Annotated in this window: 20 protein-coding genes; 7 read left to right on the top strand and 13 right to left on the bottom strand. The window is 64.8% G+C overall.

Annotation, left to right across the window (positions count from 1 at the left end; genetic code table 11):
- Window positions 1-3 precede the first annotated feature (3 nt).
- The 3 genes from rpoN to ptsN all read left to right on the top strand — a co-directional run bounded on the left by rpoN (window position 4) and on the right by ptsN (window position 2724).
- A complete protein-coding gene (gene rpoN / locus DRB19_RS10285; protein ID WP_114185952.1) occupies window positions 4-1428 on the top strand; it encodes an RNA polymerase factor sigma-54 in 1425 nt (474 codons plus the stop codon).
- A gap of 178 nt (window positions 1429-1606) precedes the next feature.
- Window positions 1607-2185: a ribosome hibernation-promoting factor, HPF/YfiA family gene (gene hpf, locus DRB19_RS10280; RefSeq protein ID WP_114185951.1), complete on the top strand. Its 579-nt coding sequence runs from the start codon at window positions 1607-1609 to the stop codon at window positions 2183-2185.
- An 80-nt stretch (window positions 2186-2265) separates the two neighbouring features.
- Window positions 2266-2724, top strand: coding sequence for a PTS IIA-like nitrogen regulatory protein PtsN (ptsN, locus tag DRB19_RS10275; protein WP_114185950.1), 459 nt, complete (start codon window positions 2266-2268; stop codon window positions 2722-2724).
- Window positions 2725-2805: 81 nt separating this feature from the next.
- Here the strand turns inward: ptsN and DRB19_RS10270 are convergent, their stop codons facing one another.
- From DRB19_RS10270 to DRB19_RS10255, 4 genes are all read right to left on the bottom strand, one after another.
- Window positions 2806-3105: a hypothetical protein gene (locus tag DRB19_RS10270; protein WP_174799960.1), complete on the bottom strand. Its 300-nt coding sequence runs from the start codon at window positions 3103-3105 to the stop codon at window positions 2806-2808.
- 107 nt (window positions 3106-3212) lie between these two features.
- Window positions 3213-3632 (bottom strand): hypothetical protein, encoded by a 420-nt coding sequence (locus DRB19_RS10265; protein ID WP_147021784.1) that lies wholly within the window; start codon window positions 3630-3632, stop codon window positions 3213-3215.
- A gap of 2 nt (window positions 3633-3634) precedes the next feature.
- Window positions 3635-3979, bottom strand: a complete 345-nt coding sequence (locus DRB19_RS10260; RefSeq protein WP_114185948.1) for a hypothetical protein — start codon at window positions 3977-3979, stop codon at window positions 3635-3637.
- A 285-nt stretch (window positions 3980-4264) separates the two neighbouring features.
- Complete coding sequence (locus tag DRB19_RS10255) at window positions 4265-5227, bottom strand: ribokinase (protein WP_210207461.1); 963 nt, start codon at window positions 5225-5227, stop codon at window positions 4265-4267.
- Between the two features lie 169 nt (window positions 5228-5396).
- Here DRB19_RS10255 and DRB19_RS10250 point away from each other — a divergent pair, with 169 nt between their 5' ends.
- Window positions 5397-6101, top strand: a complete 705-nt coding sequence (locus tag DRB19_RS10250) for a GntR family transcriptional regulator (RefSeq protein WP_245439385.1) — start codon at window positions 5397-5399, stop codon at window positions 6099-6101.
- A gap of 39 nt (window positions 6102-6140) precedes the next feature.
- Here DRB19_RS10250 and DRB19_RS10245 read toward each other — a convergent pair whose 3' ends face one another.
- From DRB19_RS10245 to DRB19_RS10235, 3 genes are all read right to left on the bottom strand, one after another.
- Window positions 6141-6866, bottom strand: coding sequence for an SIMPL domain-containing protein (locus DRB19_RS10245; protein ID WP_147021785.1), 726 nt, complete (start codon window positions 6864-6866; stop codon window positions 6141-6143).
- A gap of 75 nt (window positions 6867-6941) precedes the next feature.
- The gene (locus DRB19_RS10240) at window positions 6942-8027 is read right to left on the bottom strand and encodes a polyamine ABC transporter substrate-binding protein (protein ID WP_114185944.1); all 1086 of its coding nucleotides are present in this window, start codon (window positions 8025-8027) and stop codon (window positions 6942-6944) included.
- 107 nt (window positions 8028-8134) lie between these two features.
- Window positions 8135-9286, bottom strand: a complete 1152-nt coding sequence (locus tag DRB19_RS10235; protein WP_114185943.1) for an aminotransferase — start codon at window positions 9284-9286, stop codon at window positions 8135-8137.
- A 194-nt stretch (window positions 9287-9480) separates the two neighbouring features.
- Between DRB19_RS10235 and DRB19_RS10230 the strand changes: the two genes are divergently transcribed.
- The 3 genes from DRB19_RS10230 (at window position 9481) to DRB19_RS10220 (ending at window position 13310) form a co-directional block, all read left to right on the top strand.
- Window positions 9481-10485, top strand: coding sequence for a FecCD family ABC transporter permease (locus DRB19_RS10230; protein ID WP_114185942.1), 1005 nt, complete (start codon window positions 9481-9483; stop codon window positions 10483-10485).
- The gene (locus DRB19_RS10225; RefSeq protein WP_114185941.1) at window positions 10482-11258 is read left to right on the top strand and encodes an ABC transporter ATP-binding protein; all 777 of its coding nucleotides are present in this window, start codon (window positions 10482-10484) and stop codon (window positions 11256-11258) included. Before DRB19_RS10230 ends, DRB19_RS10225 begins: the two co-directional genes overlap by 4 nt.
- A 102-nt stretch (window positions 11259-11360) precedes the next feature.
- Window positions 11361-13310: a nucleoside-diphosphate sugar epimerase/dehydratase gene (locus DRB19_RS10220; RefSeq protein WP_114185940.1), complete on the top strand. Its 1950-nt coding sequence runs from the start codon at window positions 11361-11363 to the stop codon at window positions 13308-13310.
- Here the strand turns inward: DRB19_RS10220 and DRB19_RS10215 are convergent.
- The 6 genes from DRB19_RS10215 to DRB19_RS10190 all read right to left on the bottom strand — a co-directional run bounded on the left by DRB19_RS10215 (window position 13255) and on the right by DRB19_RS10190 (window position 22439).
- On the bottom strand, window positions 13255-14184 hold the full coding sequence (locus DRB19_RS10215) for an NAD-dependent epimerase/dehydratase family protein (RefSeq protein ID WP_114185939.1): 930 nt from the start codon (window positions 14182-14184) through the stop codon (window positions 13255-13257). The two genes, DRB19_RS10220 and DRB19_RS10215, sit on opposite strands and share 56 nt — an antisense overlap.
- Complete coding sequence (locus tag DRB19_RS10210) at window positions 14181-15245, bottom strand: MraY family glycosyltransferase (protein ID WP_114186009.1); 1065 nt, start codon at window positions 15243-15245, stop codon at window positions 14181-14183. Before DRB19_RS10210 ends, DRB19_RS10215 begins: the two co-directional genes overlap by 4 nt.
- A 20-nt stretch (window positions 15246-15265) precedes the next feature.
- Window positions 15266-16273 carry an NAD-dependent epimerase gene (locus tag DRB19_RS10205; RefSeq protein ID WP_114185938.1) on the bottom strand — a complete coding sequence of 336 codons (1008 nt, stop codon included), beginning with the start codon at window positions 16271-16273 and terminating at the stop codon, window positions 15266-15268.
- 178 nt (window positions 16274-16451) lie between these two features.
- Window positions 16452-18698 carry a cadherin domain-containing protein gene (locus DRB19_RS10200; RefSeq protein WP_114185937.1) on the bottom strand — a complete coding sequence of 749 codons (2247 nt, stop codon included), beginning with the start codon at window positions 18696-18698 and terminating at the stop codon, window positions 16452-16454.
- Window positions 18699-18911: 213 nt separating this feature from the next.
- Window positions 18912-19808 (bottom strand): MBL fold metallo-hydrolase, encoded by an 897-nt coding sequence (locus DRB19_RS10195; RefSeq protein WP_114185936.1) that lies wholly within the window; start codon window positions 19806-19808, stop codon window positions 18912-18914.
- 96 nt (window positions 19809-19904) lie between these two features.
- A complete protein-coding gene (locus DRB19_RS10190; protein ID WP_114185935.1) occupies window positions 19905-22439 on the bottom strand; it encodes an ABC transporter ATP-binding protein in 2535 nt (844 codons plus the stop codon).
- Window positions 22440-22455: the final 16 nt, after the last annotated feature.

Below are 22455 nucleotides of genomic sequence, written 5' to 3'. Positions count from 1 at the left end.
GTCATGAGTTCAATGCAACGGCTCGAACTACGCCAAGGCCAGTCCCTGGTGATGACTCCGCAGCTGCTTCAGTCGATCAAGCTTCTGCAGCTCTCCCACGCCGAGCTTTGCGCCTATGTGGAAGCCGAGCTCGAGCGAAATCCTCTCCTGCAGGAGGCGGAAGGCGGCGCGCTGCCGCGTATTTCGGCATCCCGCGCCCAGACCGCCCGGTCCGCGGACGGCTTCATGGGCGGAAGCGCTCCCCGGCCGCTGCCTGTCCCCAAGGGAACCTCATCGGGCGGCTCCACCCGCGCGTCCGGGGGCGAAACCGACATCAAGCCCGAGCTGGAGGCGACCCTTGCCCGCGCGGCGAGCCTCACGGAGCATCTCGAGGCGCAGCTCGACCTGGCATCCGCCGATCCCCAGGCGCGCGCCATCGGTCAGCACCTGATCCACAGCCTGAACGAGGCCGGCTACCTCACCGAGGACTTGGAGGACATCGCCGATGCGGTCGGGGCGTCACCTGCCGCCGTCGAGGCGGGTTTGCGGCTCATCCAGGGCTTCGATCCTCCGGGGGTGGGCGCGCGGAATCTCGCCGAGTGCCTGACCATCCAGCTGCGCGATCGCGACCGGCTCGATCCAGCCATGGAGGCGCTGCTCGCGCGCCTCGACCTGGTGGCGCGGCAGGATTTCGCGGCTCTCCAGCGGCTGTGCGGCGTCGACGAGGAGGATCTGGCCGACATGCTGGCCGAGATCCGCCGTCTCAAGCCAAAACCCGGCCTCGCCTTCACGTCCGTGCCCATCGACGTGCTCGTTCCCGACGTTTTCGTCCGCGCCGCTCCCGATGGGGCCTTCCTGGTCGAGCTCAACCCCGACACCCTGCCGCGCATCCTTCTCGACCGCACCTACCACGCCCAGGTCGTCCAGGCGGTGCGCAATGACGAGGAGAAAGTTTTTCTGTCCGAATGCTTGCAGAGCGCCCATTGGCTCACACGCAGCCTGGACCAGCGGGCGAAGACGATCCTGAAGGTTGCGACCGAGATCGTCCGGCAACAGGACGGCTTCTTCCGGCACGGGGTCGCGGCCTTTCGGCCGCTCACCCTCAAGAATGTGGCCGAAGCGATCGGCATGCACGAATCAACTGTCTCACGGGTGGTCGCCAACAAGGCGATCGGCACGGCTGGCGGCGTCTTCCAGATGAAGTATTTCTTCAATGCGGCCGCGGGCGAGGGCGGGCATTCGTCGAATGCCGTGCGGCACCGGATTGGACAGTTGATCGGAGCCGAGGCCCCCGGAGCTGTGCTGTCGGATGATGCAATTGCCCAAAAATTGAAGCTGGAAGGTATCGAAGTCGCTCGCCGGACCGTCGCGAAATACCGCGAGGCCCTCCGCATTCCCTCATCGGCCGAACGGCGACGAATGAGCAAGCATCGTCGGAAGGCATCGTAACCGATAAAAACCTCAAGGCTGGTTTTGACCTCATTGAAACCATCATCATCCCATCAAGACTCACCGCGACCGGCAACCGTCCGGGCAAGCGTATCGCGCGAAAAAGCAGAACCGGTTTTTCCGGTCCGAATGGTGCGCCGCTCAAGGGCGCACGGGGAAACGAACCAAGGAGATCGCCATGTCACTGAGGGTATCCGGCAAGAATCTCGATATCGGCGAGGCCCTTAGGTCCCAGGTGCAGGCGCGCATGGCCGGCGCGCTGACCAAGTATTTCGACGGGGGCTATTCGGGCCATGTGACGGTCACCCGGGACGGGGCCGGCTTCCGGACGGATTGCGTTCTTCACCTGAATTCGGGCATGACCCTCGAGGCCACGGGGGCCGCCCAGGACGCCTATGCCAGCTTCGACCAGAGCGCCGAGCGGATCGAACGGCGTCTTCGCCGCTACAAGCAGAGGCTCAAGGATCACCCTGCCTCCTCCGGAAGCAGCCGCAGCCCCAGCCTCGCGGCGCCCTATTCGGTGTTCGAGGCCCCGAGCGACGAGGCTATCGAGGAAGAGGGTTACCACCCGGTAGTGATTGCGGAGACCACGAAGGAGCTGCACCGTCTATCGGTGAGCGACGCCGTGATGCGGCTCGATTTGACCGGCGCGGCCGCTTTGGTGTTCATCCACGCTAGCTCCGGCCGCGTGAACGTCGTATACCGCCGCGGCGACGGGGCGATCGGATGGGTCGACCCTCCGCCGGCGCAGTCTTGACGGGTTTTGCCGTTTTGGCCCGGGACTTGCTTGGACCAGTGCGAGGCCATATCGGCCTCACAACATATGCAGCTTGATCGATGCCCTTGCTGGACTTCCTCGACCCCCAAGCCGTTCTGCCCGCGCTTCGCGTCAACGGTAAAAAACAGGCTCTTCAGGAGCTGGCGCTCCATGCGGCGCGGCTGACGGGCCTCGACCAGACCGCCGTCTTCGAGGCGCTGCTGCAGCGGGAGCGCCTCGGCTCCACGGGAATCGGCGAGGGAATCGCCATCCCGCACGGGAAGCTGCCGGGCCTGACCCGCATCTTCGGCCTGATGGCGCGGCTGGAGAAGCCTATCGAGTTCGAGGCCCTGGATGGTCAACGGGTCGATATCCTGTTCCTGCTCCTGGCCCCCGAAGGGGCCGGGGCGGACCATCTCAAGGCGCTGTCGCGGGTCGCCCGCGTCCTGCGCGAGCCCGGCCTGATCGAGCGGGTGCGCGCCACCCGCGACGCCGCGGCCCTTTACGCGATCATGACCGAGTACCCGAAGGCCGCCTGATGAGTCCTTCCGGTCCGGCGCACTTCAAGAGCGGCGCATCGTTCGCCGCGCAAACGTGGATTCGGCTTACCGCACGATTCGCTAGAGCAATCCGCTGGACGCCCCTGGCAGAGGCGAGTCATCGATGAGCGACTGTTGGGCGCTCTCCATCCTGTCGCCGGAAGGGCCGATCAGCGTGCATAGGCGGGCCAAATTGATCGGCAGCAGCACGAGATGCAGGGCAAGGACGGGCAGATACATGCCCATGGCCCCGTACCCGATGAAACAGACATTTGCCCCAATCGCCAGAATGCGCATGGGCAGCATCGTCCGCTGGGCAAAGGTGGCAAGTGTCAGACCCGATGCGGCATAGCCGAAAATGTCGATCCAGCCCGCCAACATGGCAGTGCTCCTCAAGAGAATAGCGCCGGGAATACGCAAAACGCGCAATTACGATACGGTCATAAGCCGCTGGTCCGCCGCCAGAACCGGGCTTGCCGCCTCTAATCTCAGGATGTCGCGGCACGGCCCACGATGGCAGCCGGCTTCATGGCTATGTTTGCCGCGACTTCACGGGAGACTGCTGGTACGCCCGCAAGACAGGCGCTCGCCGTCGAGGCCGAGGCCGGCCCCCTCTGGCTAGCCTTGAACACGGAGCGCTTCCAGGCGGTCACACCAATGATGATTACGCAGCAAAGGGTGTTGGCGCTGAAAATGACCGCCATGCGCCAGTCTGTCACCACAAGAGCCGCGTAAGCGACCGTGGAGAGATGGGACACGCCAAAGAGAGCCCAGGTGGTGTAGGAGATCACGGCCGCGCCTTGCGTATCGCGGCTGATCTTCACGATCTGCGGCAGATAGGCGAACACCCGAACCGTGTTGCATAGGGTGAATGCGCCTAAAGCTACGTCGGCTGGCGTGACTGGCATGGTCAATCATTAAGGTTCGTGCTGAAGGGGCAGTAGATGGCCACCTCGCCCCGGGTTTCCAGAACGCTCTGGGCCACCTTGTTCAAGGTGGCGGCGCCGAAGCGCTCGTACAGGCTCGCCAGGGTGATTCCAGGCTCCGATACGTAGCTGCGGCCAACCAGATGCAGCGCGGCTGCCCCTTCGTCGGGACCAAGCTTGCTCTCGAAGTAGCGGCCCTGGCAGCTGCAACTGGACAGATCCGCCTGGGAGATGGACCTGCATTCGGCTTCACTGTCGAGCGCTGCGGATTGCGCCTCGAACGGGCTCAGGGACAACACGAAGATCAGGGCAAGGAATACACGGGCCATTTGGTCAGCTCCTTCCGGTTGGAACGCAAGTACGCTGCTGGTGATTACGGCCGCTCGCATGGGCGCAGAGACTTCCCGCCAAGCGAGACGGAATGCGGGGTGCCTGGCATCCGTCAGGCCCCTGAAATTCTTCGGCTTTGATACTGCGGGGATGTCCCCAATCGCCAGGACGCAACGCCTTAAAGGCTTGAGGTCATTGTCAGCTCCCGGGCCGACTCAACTGACACCAGAGTAACTTACGGCTTGGTTTTGGCAATACCAAAACCAGTCCAAAAACAAATTCGGTTACGCCGGGATTCTCGTGCCCCAGGTTCTGATGAACAGGCCCAGTTCTGTCACGGTGGGCAGAGCGTCGAACACGCCGATCCTTTCGCACAGGATGGCGCCGCAGGCCGCAGCCCGCTCCAGGCTGTCCGAAAGGGACAAGCCTTCCATGAGACCCGTGACCAGCCCCGCGGTGAATGCATCACCCGCGCCCAGGGTATCGACTGCGTCGACCGGAAAGGCGGGCTGGCGGAGGGGAATCGCGTTCTGCTTGTAGGCGACCGCGCCCTCCCGTCCGAGGGTCACCACCACCATCTCAAGGCCGCGACCCAGCAGGGCGTCGGCCAGCCGGCCAAAGGGTCTCGACAGCCCCGGCTCGGCGTCACCAAGGCCGAGGCTATCGGCAATGCAATCGGCCTCCACCCGGTTGAGAACAAGAATGGATGTGCGCTCGAGAATGCGTGGATCGACAGGTCGGTAGGGCGACGGATTGAGCACAGTCCGGGCTCCCGCCGCGCGGGCGAGCGAAAAGGCTTCGAGGATGGGCTCGTCGCCGATTTCGAATTGGGCCACGACCAAGCCGGCGCCCCGCACGGCCTGCTCCACCGCCCGGATGTGGTGTGCGGACAAAAGGCGGTTTGCCCCCGGATACACCGCAAGGCAGTTCTCGCCCCTCTCGCCCGTAAACCCGATGCCGCTTCCGGTTGGCCCATCGACCGGGTGCAGCATCGTCGGGGAGAGGCCCGTTTGGGAGAACACCTTATGGGCCAGTTGCGAGAAGTGATCGTTCCCGATAGCAAATATTCCTTCGGTCCTTGCCCCGAGACGGTGAGCGCCGAGAGCCAGGTTGAAACCCTTGCCGCCGATTTCGATGGTGAAAGCATCGGCGCAAAGCGATTCGCCTGGCTGAGGGAGACGGGAGACCTTGGCGCTGCAGGCCACGACGAGGCTGCCGAGGACAAAGAGAGAAGCCGGGCGATCCATGGTATAATGAACCATCGTGAGTAAACGAAAACGACCGCCACAACAGCGCGCACAAGGCGGCCCTGAAAGCGTAACGCCAAACCCGACCCTGGCCCATATTCCCCAAACGGAGGGGCCAAGCGAACGGCCGTCGTTATCAAGCCTCCTGCGGATGCGGGACGACACGGCCATGCCCCTCTATCAACAGCTTGAGCAGCAGCTCGAAGCGCTGATCAGAAGCGGAACGCTTCCTGCCGGCACGGTGTTGCCGGCCGAGCGCCAGCTCGCCGAGCATCTGGGGCTCAGTCGCGCAACCGTCCAGAAAGCCTATAACACGTTGCGCCAGCACAAGCTTCTGGCCTCGCAGGGCCGCCGTGGTTTCCTGGTCCAGGAAACAGGCCCGCGGTTGAATCCCGGAATGGACCGGCTCAAGGGCTTCACGGAGGAGATGCGCCTCCTGGGCAAGGTGGCTTCCTCGCGCATTCTGGAGCGCGCGATCGTGAGTGATCGCTCCATCGCGTCGATCTTCGGCCTGCCGTCGCCGGCCCGGTTCCTGAAGCTCGTCCGGGTGCGCTACGGCGACGGCATTCCTCTCTCGCGGGAGGTGGCCTGGTACAATCTCGCGGAAGCCCCTGCCTTGGAGCATGGCGACCTGTCCGGATCCGTCTACGCGTTTCTGGCCGAGCAATGCGGCACGCCATTGAACTACTGCGACCAGACCGTCGAGGCCACGACTCCCAACCAGGAGGAAGCCGAGATCTTCGGCTTCACCCAGCCGGTTCCGTGCTTGTTGATCAAGCGCCGCAGCTACACGCACGGCAACATTATGGTCGAATACGTGGAGGGGCTGTTCCGCGGCGATGCGTACAGCTACCGGCTCCGGCTCGGCGCATAGGCTCCTTAGTCCGCAGTTTTCTGATGCTTGAGCACCCACTCACGGACGCGGTGCGATCTCCCAGACCATCTGAACGCTCGCCGTATAGCGGATCGTGGCCGGGGGTACGATCGGAGCGGACTCGGCACCCTTGGCGAGAGCCATCTGCATGCGCATTTCGGGCTGCGGCTCGAAGGGCTGGGCGGTGCCGTCCCGGATTTCCACCAGCCGCCCAAGCGTCACGCCGGCTGCCGTCGCATAAACTTCAGCTTGACGGCGGGCGTCGCGCACGGCCGTCTCGCGGGCCCGGTCGCCGCCCTCTTCCTGACGGTCGAGGCCGAAAGTGACGGATTGGAACGTCATGTCGCCGCTCGCCAGGATTTCGCCCGCCAGTCGTCCGACGCTGTCCAGGTCGCGGGTGGTGATGCGCAGCTGGTGGTTGGCTGAAAAGCGCGGAACCTTGGTTTCCTTGCCGTCCGGCCCGACCTGCTGCGGCGTCTGAAAGACCTGGAAGTTCGAGGTCTGGATGTCGTCCTTCTTGATGCCGAGACTCTCGATCCGGGCAAGCACGCGTTCGGTCGCGGTGCGGTTGGCGCCAGCCGCCTGGGCGACCGTGTCGGCCTGGGTGGCGACCGTCACGAAGACCCGGGCGAAATTCGGCTTCAATTCGGCTTCGCCCGTTCCCACAACGCTGATGGTGGGCTGGCGCGGTGCAGTGCCGTTCTGGGCGAGGGCCGGGGCCGCGAGAGCCAGCAGGGCAGCGGCCGCAAAGGGGACAAGGCGCATGGTTGAAGGCTCCTGAAAGACATGCTCCGCCGAGATGGCGGAGCACACAGTTTCAAACCGATCCTGAGCGGCGGATTAACGGCCGGTCTTCACCCGGGTCCAGAGCCGCGTTACGGTGCGCTGGGAGCGCTCGTCATAGGCCGTGTTGGTGAACAGGCGCTTCATGGTCGCCTCGTCCGGATAGATGCCCGGATTGTTGAGGATGTCCGGGTTGATGTGCTGCTTGGCCGCGAGATTGCCCGAGGCGTATGACACGAAGTTCGTGTTCATGGCGGCGATTTCGGGCCGGAGCATGAAGTTGATGAATTCATGCGCCTCGGCCACGTTCTTGGCGTCGGCCGGGATCGCGAAGCTGTCGAACCACATGAGCGCGCCCTCGCGCGGGATCACGTAGGACACCTCGACGTTGTTCTTGGCTTCCTCGGCCCGGTTCTTGGCCTGGATCATGTCGCCCGAATAGCCCACCGCCACGCAGATGTCGCCGTTGGCCAGCGCGTTGATGTACTCGGAAGAGTGGAACTTCTGGATGTTGCCGCGCACCCGGAACAGGGCGTCGCCGGCCTTGTTCAGGTCTTCGGTGCGCTTGGTATCCGGGTTGAGGCCCAGATAAGCCAGGACGCCCGGGAAGAGATCCTCCGGCGAGTCCAGCATATAGATGCCGCAGGCCTTCAGCTTCGAGGCGATCTCGGGCTTGAGAACCAGGTCCCAGGTGTTGAGGGGCATGTCGCCCAGGATGTCCTTCACCTTCTTGGTGTTGAGTCCAATGCCGGTGGTGCCCCACATGTAATTGACGGCGAACTGGTTGCCGGGATCGAACACGGCTAGGCGCTGCGTCACCTCGGGCCATTGGTTGGACAGGTTGGGCAGCTTGGCTTTGTCGAGCCTCTGGAACACCTTTGCGCCGATGAGCCGCTGCACGAACGGGCCCGACGGCACGACGATGTCGTAGCCAGACTTGCCAGCCAGAAGCTTGGTCTCGACGATCTCGTTGTTGTCATAGGTGTCGTAGACGACCTTGATGCCGGTGGCCTTCGTGAACTCGTCCAGCGCCTTCGGGTCCACATAGTCCGACCAGTTATAGACATTGACGACGCGCTCTTGGGCGGCGGCGCCCGTCGCAAGGCCAAGGCCCAATGCAAGCGAAGCGAGGATACGGATCATCGAATTCAGAACTCCTATGGTTCGAAGACCGGGTTAACAAACGCGGTGAGGCTAGGATTTTCTCGACGAAGAAACAATGTTGAATTCAGCCGTCCGAGAGACTGTCCTCAGGCGGCCCGTCTAGCCACCCCGGCAAGGCGCTCCAGCCCCGCGTCCAGCGTTTCGTCCCGCTTGGCGAAGCAGAAGCGCACCACGTTCTTGACTGCGCCTTCTGCGTAGAAGGCCGAAACCGGAATCGCCGCAACCCCGTGATCCATGACAAGGCGACGGCAGAACGCGACGTCGTCGGTTTCGCCCAAGGGCGTGATGTCGATGTTGAGGAAATAGGTGCCCTGGCTCGGGATCACCCGGAAGCCCAGGGTCTCGAGCCCGGCCGAAAACCGGTCGCGGCTGCGGGCGAAGTCGCGCCGCATCTCGTCGAAATAGGCATCCTCCTTGGCAAGCCCGTAGGCCACCGCCGCCTGGAGGTTCGGGGCGGTCGTGAAGGCGAGAAATTGATGGGACTTCGCCAGCACCTTCATGATGTGGGGGGCGGCACACACGAAGCCGACCTTCCAGCCTGTGAGGCTGAAGATCTTGCCCGCCGAGCCGATCTTCACGGAGCGTTCGCGCATGCCCTCAAGCCCCAGCACCGGCTGGTGGCGGCCGTCGAACACCACGTGCTCCCAGACCTCGTCGCTGATGGCGATGGCGTCGAAGCGGCGGCAGAAATCGGCCAAAAGCGCCAGATCCTCTGCGCCGAAGACCGTCGCCGTAGGATTGAGCGGGTTGTTGAACACCACCGCCTTGGTCTTGGGCGAGAAGGCTTTTGCCAGCGCCTCCTCGGTGAGCCGGAAATGGGGCGGCTGCAGGGTCACGAAGCGCGGCACGCCGCCAGCGAGCTTTACCAGGGGCAGATACGCGTCGTACATGGGCTCGAACAGCACCACCTCGTCGCCGGGCTCGACAATGCCGAGGATCGCGCCTGCCAATGCTTCCGTCGCGCCGGACGTGACCATGACCTCGGTTGTGGCGTCGAGATCGAGGCCCTGCCAGTGCCGGTAATGGGCCGCGATCCCTGAGCGCAGCTCCGGAATGCCCATCATGGACGGATACTGGTTGTAGCCGTTCATCACCGCATCCGCCGCGGCGCGCCGCACATCTTCGGGGCCCGGGTTGTCGGGAAAGCCCTGACCGAGATTGATGGCTCCGGTTTCGCGGGCCAGGCTCGACATCACTTCGAAGACGGTGGTGGGCAGGTTGGCGAAAAGCGGGTTCATGCCGGGGTCTCGTCGGTTTGTTTTCCAGGGTTTCATCCGCTTCGTATCACGGACTCGAGCGGGATCGAAACCGGCTTCTCGCCTCAGTTTCCGTACGGGACAAGCGTCATTCGCGCCGGCCGGATGGTCGCCGGACGGGGTGACACCGGGCGGCGCTGTTGCTATCGCGGAGGCGCACCGAGCATTCCGAGCCCATGTCCTTCTCCCGGCCATCCCTCATCCTGGGCCTTGCCATCCTGATCGCGATCCTGGCCGCTGCCTCGCTCAGCCTGGGACCGGCGCCGATCACCCCCGTGGCGGCCGTGAGGGCGCTCGTCTCGGATCAGGGGAGCGCCAGCGTGATCGTCCGGGAGATCCGCCTGCCGCGCACGCTGCTGGCCATCCTGGTCGGATGGATCTTCGGGCTCACGGGCGCGGGCCTCCAGGGCCTTTTGCGCAATCCTCTCGCCGATACGGCGGTGTTCGGGGCGCCGCAGGCCTCCGCCCTGGGTGCGGTGCTGGTGCTGTATTTCGGCCTCGTCGGCGCCCTGTCCTGGGCCCTGCCCGTCGCGGCGATCGCCGGAGCGCTTCTCTCCATCGCGCTTGTGGTGGCGGTGGCGGGCCGCAACGCCACCGTGGTGGTGCTGGTTCTCGCCGGGCTTGCGGTCGGCAGCCTTGCGGGGGCCGGCACCTCGCTCGCCATCAGCCTCTCGCCCAATCCCTTCGCGGTGACCGAGATCGTGTTCTGGCTTCTGGGTTCCTTCGAGGATCGCTCCAGCGTGCACGTTGTCCTGGCGGCTCCCTTCATCGTGTTCGCGTCGATCCTCGTCCTGGCGGCGGCGCCAGGCCTGCGGGCGCTGGCGCTCGGGGAGGAAACCGCCCGCAGCCTCGGCGTGAATGTGAAATGGCTCCGGCTTCTCGTAGTCGCGGGAGCCGCCATCGGGACGGGCGCGTCCGTGGCGGTCGCGGGCTCCATCGGCTTCGTGGGCCTCGTGGCCCCGCATCTGGTGCGCCCGCTCACCGGCTACGATCCCGCCCGCGCCCTCATCCCGGCCGGCCTTGTCGGGGCAGCGCTCCTTCTCGCGGCCGATTGCGCCGTGCGGCTCATCCCGTCGAGCGTAGAGGTCAAGATCGGGGTGCTGACCGCCATCCTGGGCGTGCCGTTCTTTCTTTGGGTCATTGCGCGCCGCAAGGCCGAGCTTGCGGAGACCCCCGCATGACGCGCCTCGTGGCCCGATCCCTGTCGGTGGATCTGGGACGACGCCGCGCCCTGTCGGCGGTCGACCTCTCCCTGGAGCCTGGACGCTTCACGGTGATCATCGGTCCCAATGGGGCGGGCAAGACGACATTGCTGCGCGCCTTGGCCGGCCTTCTCCCGGCCTCCGCCGGTTCCGTCACCCTGAATGGGGCCCCCATCGGGCGCATGCGGGCAACCGACCGGGCGCGGGCGATCGCCTATCTGGCCCAGAGCGGCACGGTGGCCTGGCCGCTTCCAGTCAGGAGCGTCGTGGCGCTGGGCCGCCTGCCGCACGGGGAAAAGCCCGATACTCTCCCGGCCGCCGGCCGCGAGGCCGTCGCCGAGGCTATCGTCCGGGCGGACCTCGAAGGGTTCGAGGACCGTCCGGCCACGGAACTCTCCGGCGGCGAACGGGCCCGGGTGCTGCTGGCCCGGGCGCTTGCGACAAAAGCACCCGTGCTCCTCGCCGACGAGCCCGTTGCGGCGCTTGACCCGCGCCATGAGCTGATCGTGCTCGACGTCCTGAAGGAGCAGGCCCGGGCCGGCGCCACGGTGGTGGCCATCATGCACAATCTGACGCTTGCGGCCCGCTTTGCCGACGAAATCGTTCTCCTTCACGAAGGCCGGCTCAAGGCTCACGCGGCCCCGGCCGAGGTCCTGACCGAGGATCGGCTGTCCGAGAGCTTCGGCATCAGCGCGCATGTGTCCAATGGGCCTGACGGCCTCGTCGTGGTGGCCGATAGGCCCCTTCCTTAACGGGTCTCGCCCTACGACCTTCGTCGCAGGGTTGCACTAACCTTACATTGACAAGAGGGGTGGGCCCGACGGATACCGCAGCTTGTTAATGTGGCTGGGCCTATGACTCGACAGGACTTCAAGAAAACTCTCATCGTCGCCCACGATCTCGCGATGACGGCGATCGCCATCGTGGCGACGTTCTATGTGCGGTTCGATGGAAGGCTTCTGGATGAGCGCCTGACGCACCTGTCCCTGTTCCTGCCCCCCTTCGTGATCTTTGCCGGGTTCGTATACTGGTTCTTCCAGCTCTACCGGTCAAAGTGGCGCTTCGCCTCCCTGCCCGACCTCTTCAACATCTTCCGGGCGACCAGCGTCCTAGCGCTCGCGCTTCTCGTGACAGACTACATTCTGGTTTCGCCGCAGCTCTTCGGCTTCTACTTCTTCGGCAAGATCACCATCGCACTCTACTGGCTCATCCAGATGTTCCTGCTGGGCGGGCCGCGCTTGGCCTTCCGCTATATGAAATACGCCCGTTCGCGCAACACGATCGAGCGGGACGCCAACACTCCGACCCTGGTCCTGGGGCGCGGCAGCGACGTGGAGGTGTTTCTGCGGGCCATCGAATCGGGAGCGGTCAAGAAGCTTCAGCCCAAGGGTGTCCTGTCATACCGGGGCGACGAGCTTGGGCAGTCGATCCGAGGCGTTCCGGTGCTAGGCACCTTCGCGGATCTCGACGAGGTCGTTCAGGAGTTCCAAGAGCGCCACACGCCCATCCGCCGTCTCGTGGCGACCCCGAGCGCGCTCGTGCCAGAGGCCAACCCCGACAGGCTGATCGCCCGGGCCCGGCGCCTCGGCCTGCCGCTGGTGCGGGTCACGAGCCTGGGCGAGGGCATGCGCGACGCGGAGCTGGCGCCGCTCGAGATCGAAGACCTCCTCCTGCGCCCGACCGTGCAGATCGACCGGCAGCGCCTCGAGACCTTTATCCGCGGCAAGCGCGTTCTCGTCACCGGCGGCGGCGGGTCGATCGGGTCGGAAATCTGCACCCGCGTCGTCGCCTTCGGGGCGAGCGATCTCATGATCGTGGAGAGCTCCGAACCCTCCCTGCACCACATCCTGGAAAACCCCACGCTGCTCTCGAGCGACACCAATGTGGACGGCGTTATCGCCGACGTGCGCGACCGGGAACGCATCCGTGAGGTCATGCTCGATTTCCGCCCGGAAGTGGTCTTCCACGCGGCCGCCCTCAAGCATGTTCCGTATCTCGAGAGGAACTGGACCGAAGGCATCAAGACCAACGTGTTCGGATCCGTGAACGTGGCCGATGCGGCCGTGGAGGCAGGCGCGGGCGAGATCGTCATGATCTCCACCGACAAGGCCATCGATCCGGTGTCGATGCTCGGCGCCACGAAGCGCATCGCCGAGATGTACGCGCAGGCCCTCGATGCGGAATTCATCGACAACGGGGCCACTCGCCTCATCGCGGTGCGCTTCGGCAACGTGCTGGGCTCCGTCGGGTCCGTGGTGCCCAAGTTCAAGGCGCAGATCGCCCGCGGCGGCCCCCTCACGGTGACCCATCCGGACATGGTCCGCTACTTCATGACCACCCGCGAAGCGGCAGATCTGGTGCTCACCTCGGCCTCCCACGCCGATACGAGCCGGGCTCAACTGGCCGGCTCGAACGGCCAAGAGCGCGCCTCAGTCTATGTGCTCAAGATGGGTCAGCCCGTTCGCATCTACGACCTCGCCGAGCGCATGGTCCGCCTCGCAGGCTACGAGCCTGGCGAGGATATCGAGATCCAAGTCACGGGCACTCGCCCGGGCGAACGCCTGCACGAAATCCTGTTCGCCCGCGACGAGCCCATGGCCGAGATCGGCATCGACGGCGTCATGGCGGCTAAGCCCATCTTCGCAGATCGCGCCCGGGTGGATCAGTGGCTGAAGGCCCTTGAATGGGCTGTCACTCATGGCGACCGGGCCGCGGCCGAACGGGTCTTCGATCAGGCCATTCCGGAATTCAAGCGCCGGACGCCGCCTGCGCCAGCCGTCGAAGCCCGTCTGGCGTCGAATTGACCGGCTGCCAGCCGATGCCTTTCAGGGCTTCCGGGCTCGCAACGAGCGACCCGGCGAGGCGCTGATAGGCTTCCGAACGGCCCGTCAGTGAGGCGGCTGCCCGTAGGATCGCCGGGGGAACCGGGATCAGGCCGGCCTTCCGCCCAAGACCTTCCCGCAAGGCAGCGACGATCTCCGGCACGGTGACAGGCTCCGGATCCGCCACGATGAAGGGCCGCCGGAGAGGACTTTCAGCCTTCAGCACCGCGTCGACCGCGGCGGTCAGGTTGTCGAGGGACAGAAGCGAGCGCTTGGCCTTGAGGCCCCCGAGGGGCAGGGGCCACGGGGACTGCGCAAGTCCGAGCAGCGCCGCCATGTTGCCCTTGACCCCGGGCCCATAGACGAGAACCGGCCTTAAGGCCGCCCAATCGATGCCAAGACTGCCCAGACCCTGTTCGGCCTCCAGTTTGGAGCGGCCATAGGCGTCCGTCGGGGTGGAGACCCGATCCTCCGTCAGAACACCTTCGGCGACCGGCCCGCTCTGGGCGCGGATGGACGAGAGAAAAACGAAGCGGTTGACTCCTGCGCGCTCGGCAGCCTGAGCCAGCTTGATCGTCGCCTCGGTGTTGATGGTCCGGTAGTCGTCCTCCGGGTATCCCGACATGGCATGCGCCAGGCCCGCCGAATGGATCACGGCATCCACGTCCCGCAGGGCCGCCGCCATGTTGTAGGGCTGGGCGATGTCGCCGATCACGGCGCTTGTGGCACCCGCCGGCACCTCGGAGGGACGGCGCAGCAGCACGCGGACGCGGTAGCCGCGCTTGGGCAGTTCACGCAGGAGATATTGGCCGATGAAACCGGTCGCGCCGGTGAGCGCAATGAGGGGAGCTGTCATGCAGGGGATTGTAGGCGTGGCTTAGCGAAATGGGAGAGGAGCCAGGCAACTATGGCCACGCCCAGGGTGAGGCAGGCAGCCTGAACCGGCCAGGACGGCCACAGCAGGGTCACGGCAGCCAGCCCCGCCAAGGCGAGATTGAGCCCGAACACATGAGCGCTCACCGACAGGGCCGTAAAGCCGTTATTGGTGGCCTGCTGGTAAAAGTGGCTGCGATGGGCCTCCCACACCTTCTCGCCCCGCGCCAGCCGGCGCAACAGTGTGATGGTGGCGTCCATGAGATGGTAGAGCGGGAGCAGGATCGCCGCCACGACGGCGCCGGTGCCGGCGAGTTGGAGGAGCATCCATCCCACGAGCAGGCCGATGGGCAGGGAGCCGACATCCCCGAGGAAGAGCTTTGCTACCGGTCTATTGAAGGGCGCGAAACCGAGGAGCGCGCCGCACAAGGCGGCAGCGACAAGAGCAGCGGAAAGTGGGATAAACCCAAACCAGCCAAGAATGGCCACGAAAGCCGTAATCGGCACCATCTCGGCAATGGTGATGCAGTCGAGCCCATCCATGAAGTTGACGAGGTTTACGAACCAGAGGCCGGCAAGATACACGACGATTACAGCAATCCAGTCAGGCAGGGGAAGGAAGTTTCCGCCGCGAGCGGATGCCGCGATAGCCATGACGGCCAGTAGCTGGAGGAGAAGACGTGGCAAAACGGGGAGGGGGCGGATATCGTCAACTGCCCCAACAATCGCTAATCCAATAGTGGCTGCAAATGTCAGCCAGAGAAACCTAAGGCCATGGCCGGATTCCCAGGCATATTTGAAATCGGGCTCCGAGAGCAGGAGCATAATCATGATAGGGAGGCAGGTAGCAGCAATGACTGCAATCCCGCCACCCTGCGGCGTCGGAATACGATGGCTTGATCGGGCATTCGGTCGAGCGAGCGCGTAACGCCTGAGGAGCGGCATCAGCACGACAATCAGGATTGCGGACAACAGCGCCGACAGGACTAGGAACACGAAGAGCACCTGCCCACGTTCAAGCGGTCTGAAAAGGACCGCGATCATACTGGTGATGTAAGCCATATCTAAGCGCCGTGATACTCGCGATACCAAGCCACGAACCGGCGCACGCCCTCTTCCAGGGACGTGGTGGGCGCAAAACCCACATCACGGCGCAGGTCCGTCACGTCTGCGCGGGTCTCCAGCACGTCGCCGGGGGGCAGGGGGGTGTCGGTGCGCTGCGCCCTGCGGCCGAGCGCATCCTCGATCAGGGCGATGAGCTGGTTGAGTTCTTCCGGGTTGTCGTTGCCGATATTGTAGACCCGGTGCGGCGCGCCGCTTGTAGCAGGGTCCGGGTTGGTGGCGTCCCAAGCCGGATCGGGGGCGGCCCGTCGATCCACGAGGCGCACCACGCCCTCGACGATGTCATCCACATAAGTGAAATCGCGCCAGACCTTGCCCGCATTGGCCACCTCGATGGGGCGGCCCTCGGCGATGGCCCGTGTGAACTTGTAGACCGCCATGTCGGGCCGGCCCCAGGGTCCATAGACCGTGAAGAAGCGCAGGCCCGTGGAGGGCAGGCCGAAGAGATGCGCATAGGAATGTGCCATCATCTCGTTGGCCTTCTTGGTGGCCGCATAGAGGCTCACCGGATGGTCGGTGGAATCGTGCTCCGAGAAGGGCAGGGAACGGTTCGCCCCGTAGACCGAGCTCGACGAGGCATAGACCAGGTGCTCGACGCCCCCATGGCGGCAGGCCTCCAGCATGTTCATGAAGGCCACCATGTTCGAGGCGACGTAGGGCTGCGGATCCACGAAGCGCACCCCCGGCTGCGCCGCCAGATGGATGACCCGCTCGAAGCGGTGGCGCTCGAAAAGCTCCCGGGTGGCCTGCTGGTCCGCCAGATCGAGCCGCTCGCCCAGGAAGGTGTTGTGCGGGGTCAGGTTCGCGAAGCGGTCCTCCTTGAGGGCCACGTCATAAAAGGGCGTGAAGCTGTCCACGCCGACCACGTGATGGCCCTCCTTCAGGAGACGTCGAGCGACGTGGAAGCCGATGAAACCGGCTGCTCCGGTCACTAGGATGGGAGCTGGCATGAACGTCCTGCTTCAGTTGGAGGCTTGGCAGCTTAGAGCCGTTCGCCCATGGATGGAACCGAGGCGCCTTCAGGCAAGTCCTTTGTGCAACCCCTCCGGCAGATAGCGGATGACCAGCCATGAAAAAAGCCCCGGCGCGGTCGCGCCGGAGCTCTAAAGGGAAATTTTTCGCCCTACCTCAGATGATCAGGATATCCGTGTAGCTGATCTTCCGGTCGAAATCCGCAATCGCCACCTTCGCGCCCCGGCCGGAGCCGTCCGCGTCGTGGTAGAGAACGCCACCCTTGTCCTGGACGAGGTAGTCGTTCTTGTCCTTGGCCTTGGAGCCGAAGGCCAGTATGTCCTTCTTGATCTTGCCGGGCTTCAGCTCCGTGCCCTTGCCGAGCTTCTTGAAGACCGTGTCGGACAACAGGATCTTGTCCGCCTTGGTGGTGAAGTCCGTGACCTTGTCCACATTGGTCTTGCTGGCCTTGGTGTCGAACACGAAACGGTCCTGCCCCGCTCCGCCCGTCAGCACGTCCTTGCCGAGCTTGCCCGCCAGCCGGTCGTTCCCGTCTCCGCCCACGAGCCGGTCGGCCTTCGACGAGCCGGCCAGAACCTGATCGGCTGGGACTTCAGCCAAATCCGTCACGTTGATGGTCAGGGCTTGGGTGGCGCTGACGCCGCCCCGGCCATCGGAAGCCTTGACGTAGACCGTGAAGCTCTGGGCGCTCTCGAAGTCCAGGGTCTTGCCCGGCGCGAGCTTGAGCTGCTTGGTGGCGGCGTCGATGACGAACATGCCGCCTGCGTTTCCCCCGCCCGCCGCGCTGGCGTCGAACGAGAAGGTGAGCGTCGTATTATCCGGATCCGTGGCGCTGAGCGCTGCCGCGAAGGCGGTGTTCTCAGGAGTCGACACAGTGGTGTCGCCGTTGAGCCGCACATTGGTGGGGGCCACGTTGGTATTGCCGGGATCGGTTGAGGCCAGAACCGTGACCGTGTGGGAGGCGGTGCGTCCGCCGACATCCGTGAGTTCGATCTTGATCTCAAGGTTTTGGTCAAGGGCGCCAGTCGAATGGCGGTAAGTCAGGGACTGGAGAAGCTTCTGGACCTGCGCCTCCGTGGCGGTCTCGTCGATGTGGATCGTCATCTCCGATGCCGTTTCCGACCCGCCGAAGAGAGACGCAACGGTCTGATCGCCGATGCGGATGTTTCCGTATTGATCGACCGTGACGCCGCTTGAAGACGAGAGGCTGAAAACGTCGTTGGAGCTGGTCCGGCCCGTGACCGAAACTTTGAGTTCCAAGAATTGCCCGTCGTCGTCCGACAACGTGGCATTGCTGCCGGCATCGAGCAGAACGGGCGTGTTTCCAGTGCTCGCAACCTGATCGCCGCCGAGATTGGCGATCAGGGGCGCAATATGCGTCGTGCTGCGGCCTCCCCCATCAACAATCGTCTCGATACCCTGGCGGTGAAGAGCCAAGCGTTCCACATCGTCGAGCCTACCTGCGTTCAGGACCAGCTTGTCGCCTTGAGTGAAACGGGCATAGACTTTCTTGGCAAGATCCTCGTTGTCGAGGGTGATGGCGGCATTGTCGGTCTTCAATTCGATGCGCGTGATGTTCGTGATCGTTTTGCCTGTGAGATTGATGTCGGTTCCGGTGAAGTGAAGGCCATTATAGACCTCTCCGCCGCCATCGATGGCGCCGACGCCAAGCAACTGCTCGCCGGAGATGATGATTTCGTCCGAAATATCGGATCCCGCGATAGCCTCGATTCCAGTAAAGGTGATCCGCGTCAGATCGAAACGGTCGCCCTCATGGAGAAGCAGGGTATCGTTACCGTCGCCCCCGGCAATCTGGTCGCCCGCCGTGAGATCCTGATATCGGGTCACGAAGGTGTCAGCGCCCTCCGTGCAGGTCAGATGATCTTCGCCCCGCGTCAGGACTTGGATGTTGGCTGGCCCGACGACGACGCTGACGTTTACCTGCACATCGTTGTAGTCTGCGTCTTGCAGCATAACGGTGAGGTGTTTTCTCGTGATCGCGTCGCGATCGGTGCTCGTGCTCTTGTAGGTGAACGCCCGGATGAGGCGCTGCACGAGTGCCGGCGTCGCGTTCTCGGTGAGAATGATGTCGATCCAATAATCTCCTTCGATCCACATGGTCGTCCCGACATGGATCCCGTCGATCTCGATTGCGCCTCCGGACAGGACGATCCCGTCCCCTTCCGCGATCCCGACTTGGTCGACCGCATCTGTATTCCAGACGTGGAGGAATAACAAATTCCCGTCCAGGTCGGTGACCGTGGCGTCGAGGCCCTGGTCCAGGCGCACCGTTTCCCCTACGGCTGCTCTGACGACGTCGCCCGAGAGATTGCCGATCACGGGTGAATTTTCCGAGGTGGCCGAAAGTGTGGACGGAACAGGCATCGAGCGGCGGTTGGTCATGTCTTCCCCTCAGGCACGGCGCTAGGCGCGAGTGGTTACCCCTGGGCAGATCGTAAGGGGCCTGAAGACTGAATACGTTATAAAGTAACTAATTACAAGGATAACATTCTTGGACTGTATTCGCGGCGGACGGGCTTGGTGAAAGACTGTAGAGGCAAGGTTTAGAGGAATCGTCGACCCGGTCGCGGCCCCGAACCCTTCACAGCGCCCCGGCTATGCCTGCAGCGGCTCCACCTGCTCCGCTGCCGTTTCCTCTTCGGCGGCCGAGAGAGTGATCACTTGGCGTTCCCGCGCCACGAAGGCGGACGGCATGGCGATCTGCATGGTGGCTTCGGCGGCTTTCAGGAACATGTCGTCGTGGCCAGGATAGTGGTGAAAGACCGCCAGGGACTTCACGTTGGCTGCTTTCGCAAGCTCCACGCCCTTTTCCCAGGTGGAATGGCCCCAGCCCCGGCAGCCGGGATATTCGTCGTCGGAGAACATGCCGTCATAGATGACGAGATCGGCGTCGCGGATGAAGTCGGTCAGGCCCGCATCGGGCCAGGGCTCGCTGTGCTCGAGATCGCTCACATAGCAAACGCTGCGGCCCCGGTGGTGGAAGCGGTAGCCGGTCGCTCCGCCTGGATGATTCAGGAGGTGGGTCTCGATGCGGGTCCCGTCGTCGAAGATCAGGGGCTCACCGGCCCTGAAGCCGTGATGCTCGAAACGGGCCGGAAGCTGCCCAAGGCGCACCGGAAACAGCGGCGGCGAGAACAGGCGCTCCAGGGGCGCCATCGCGCTTTCGCCTTCGAGATGGCCGCAATAGGTGCGGATCACCCGGTCCTTGCTCAGAAGAGCCGGCTTGAAGAACGGAAGGCCGCCGATATGGTCGAGATGCAGGTGGCTGAGGAGGATGTCGACCTCCTTCGGGGCGGAGGCGCCGAGTTCCGTCCCGAGGGCCGCAAGGCCTGTCCCGGCATCGATGATGAACAGGCGCTCGCCACATCGGATCTCGACGCAAGGGGTGTGACCGCCGAACTCGACGAATTGCGGTCCCGATGCGCAGGTCGAGCCACGGACCCCCCAGAATTTGATCTGGATCTGGTCGGAAGGTTCAACTCGACTTGTCATCTTATCATCATGGCCAATATGGGAGCCGCCTCAAGTGCGTTGGCGCACATGCGGGTAGGTGACTGCGAGTTGCCCTGACGGTCAAGGTCCAATCTTTCATGCAGACAAAGCCTCCGGCTGCCTGACGCGGTTCTCCATCACGGGCTCGCCCCGCTCAAAACGGATAACCGCGTCGAAGGGCGGTTGATCCATGGCGGGGCTGATTTCCGACGTCACGAGCACGAGGCCCCGGCCGACGAGAGCCCGGCGCAGGTTGGCGACCAGCCGGTCCGCGGCCGGGCCGGGCAATCCGTCGAGGGCGCGCTGGACCACCAGGATGCTGGGCCGGCGGACGAGGCAGCGCACCAGATCGATCGCGGCGATCTCGCTCAAGGTGAGGTCGTTGCCCTGGATGTCGATGGGCGTGTCGAGGCCAATGCGGGATACCTCGGCGTCGAGCCCTCGCTCGGTCAGCACCTGCCGGATCGAGGCCTGCACCGCCTGGGGGGCTCCCGCCTGGTCGGACGCGATGCGCCCGAACAGCACGTTGTCCTGCACGCTGGCGGCGGCGCAGAAACGGTTCTCGTCGTAGAACTCGATCGACGGCTTCAGGCTCACCGGCAGCATACGGGTGAAATCGTCCCTGGCGGCCAGGATGCGGTTCTGCATGGTGTCGTCAAGGAGCCCCAGGCGATGCTGGTTCTCGTTGTAGCGCAGGGCGAGGCCGATCAGGCGCTCCTGGTCGCGGGACGTCTGCACCCCGCGCCGCTTTTCGCTGCGCCGCTCCACCAGATCCTCGAAATAGGTCCGGTCCGCGGCGGAGAAGAACGAAAACCGCTCGAACAGCGGGTGACCGTCTGGGATCTCGGCGAAGATCTCGATCATGCTGGTGGCGATCGACAGGCCGATCCGCTCGAGGGGCTTGGTCAGGTCGTCGGCTTCCAGGATCGCCCGCACGAAGGGATGGCCCGAGAGCCGATCCTCCCGGAACGTGTCGCCGATGGGTTTTCCAAACAGCAGGTTCTCGCCAATCGTGGCGTAGCGATTGTAGCTCTCCGCATGAAAGGGATCGACGAAGCGGTCGAGCCCCTCGCGGGCCAGCGCCGCCTGTACGGCGCGGCGCGATTCCACGATGGCCGCGGCGATCTCCGGTTCCCGTTTGGGGTTGAGGGTGCCGGACAACCCGCGCGCATGGGTCAGGCGGTCGAGCCCGGTCACGGCGATCGCCTCCGACAGACGGGTGTCGATGTCGTCCGCCCCGTCCGCCGAGCCGTAGACCAAGTTGTCGCGCAATGTGCCGGGGATCAGGACCGTCTCGCCCGCAACCGCGATGCGATGCGCCCGCTCCGCCGGATCGGCGCCGGCCAGATCGATCCCGCCATAGGTCAGTCGTCCCGTTGAGGGTGGAAGCAGGCCGCCCACGAGGGCCGCGAACACCCGCGGGCCCGCATCCCCGTCGCCGATCAGGGCCACATGGGCCGGAAAGCCCAGGGTCATGGTGACGCCCGTGACGCGGGCGCCGCTCGCGCGGTCGTAGGCCGATACGCCCTCGGCTACGAGCGCGCCGCTCTGCGGCAGGTGCGCGCCGGCCTGCCGGCGGTCGCGGGGCTGCAGTCCGGTCAGGCTCTGGCCGATATCCGACAGAAGAAACCGGGCGCGGGCTTCGAAGCGGTGCCACTGGACGAGTTCGCGGATGCCAAAGGCCGCCAGGGATCCGGCCAGGATGCTGGCCGCCACCGACCCCGCCGACAGGGGCCTCACGTCGGCGAACCAGACGCCCACCGCGAGCACCGAGAGCGGCGCGATCATGAGAGCCGCGGCGGCAATCGCGTCCGCCAGCGCCACCCGCTTCTCCCGCGCCTCCACCAAACGGTGGCTGCGCACCAGCGCCTGCCGGGTCCGGTCCCGCTCGAACGGGCCGGTGCCGTGGGCCCGCACGGCCGGAACGCGATGCCGAAGATCGCCGAACGCCGCATCGACGTCCTGACCCTCCCGGTGCCGGGCCCGGATCGCCTCGAACCGCAGGACGAGCCGCCTCCCGTTGAGCATGGCGCCAATGGCCAGCACGACGGCAAGGGTCGCGCCCAGGCGCCAGTCGGTCACGAGCACATACGCGAAAGCAAGCCCGATCATGCCGCCCAGCTGCATGGGGATCAGGAGAGCCGCGCCGAGAATGCTGCTCTCCCGCGCAAGGGCGTCGCCCGCCAGGGATGTGGCGGTCGAGGCGTCGTCCTGAGCCGACGGGGACGCCTTGACGACCGCCTCAAGAATGCGCGTCCGGATGTGGGCGAGCACGCCTGCGCCGATGCTCACGATGAGCCAGTCGAGAACGGTGAGCGTCAGGGCGATCAGGAGCGGAACGACCAACAGGCCGCCGATGGTCGCAATCGCGAAGGTGTGCGGCGCGAGCTCGAAGCCGGAGAACAGCACGATCGGGTGCACCCAGATGCTCTCGGGCGGCGTGATGACAATGCGCAGGAACGTGTTCGCCGCGGCGGAAGCGCCAGGCGCGCCGGTTGCCCGGGCCACCACGATGCGCACCAGGTCGAGGCCGATGAGAAGCAGGAAACCGGCAAGCGTCAGCAGGCAGAACCCGAGCAGGTGACGGGCCGGGCTCGTCTTCCAGGCGAGGCGAAGCGGGTCGCGCTCCATAGTAGCTCCAGGGGTG

The sequence above is a fragment of the Microvirga aerophila genome (assembly GCF_003332305.1).
Lineage (GTDB): Bacteria > Pseudomonadota > Alphaproteobacteria > Rhizobiales > Beijerinckiaceae > Microvirga > Microvirga aerophila.
Note: the sequence above shows the minus strand (reverse complement) of the source record. Positions and strands in the feature narration are given on the sequence as shown.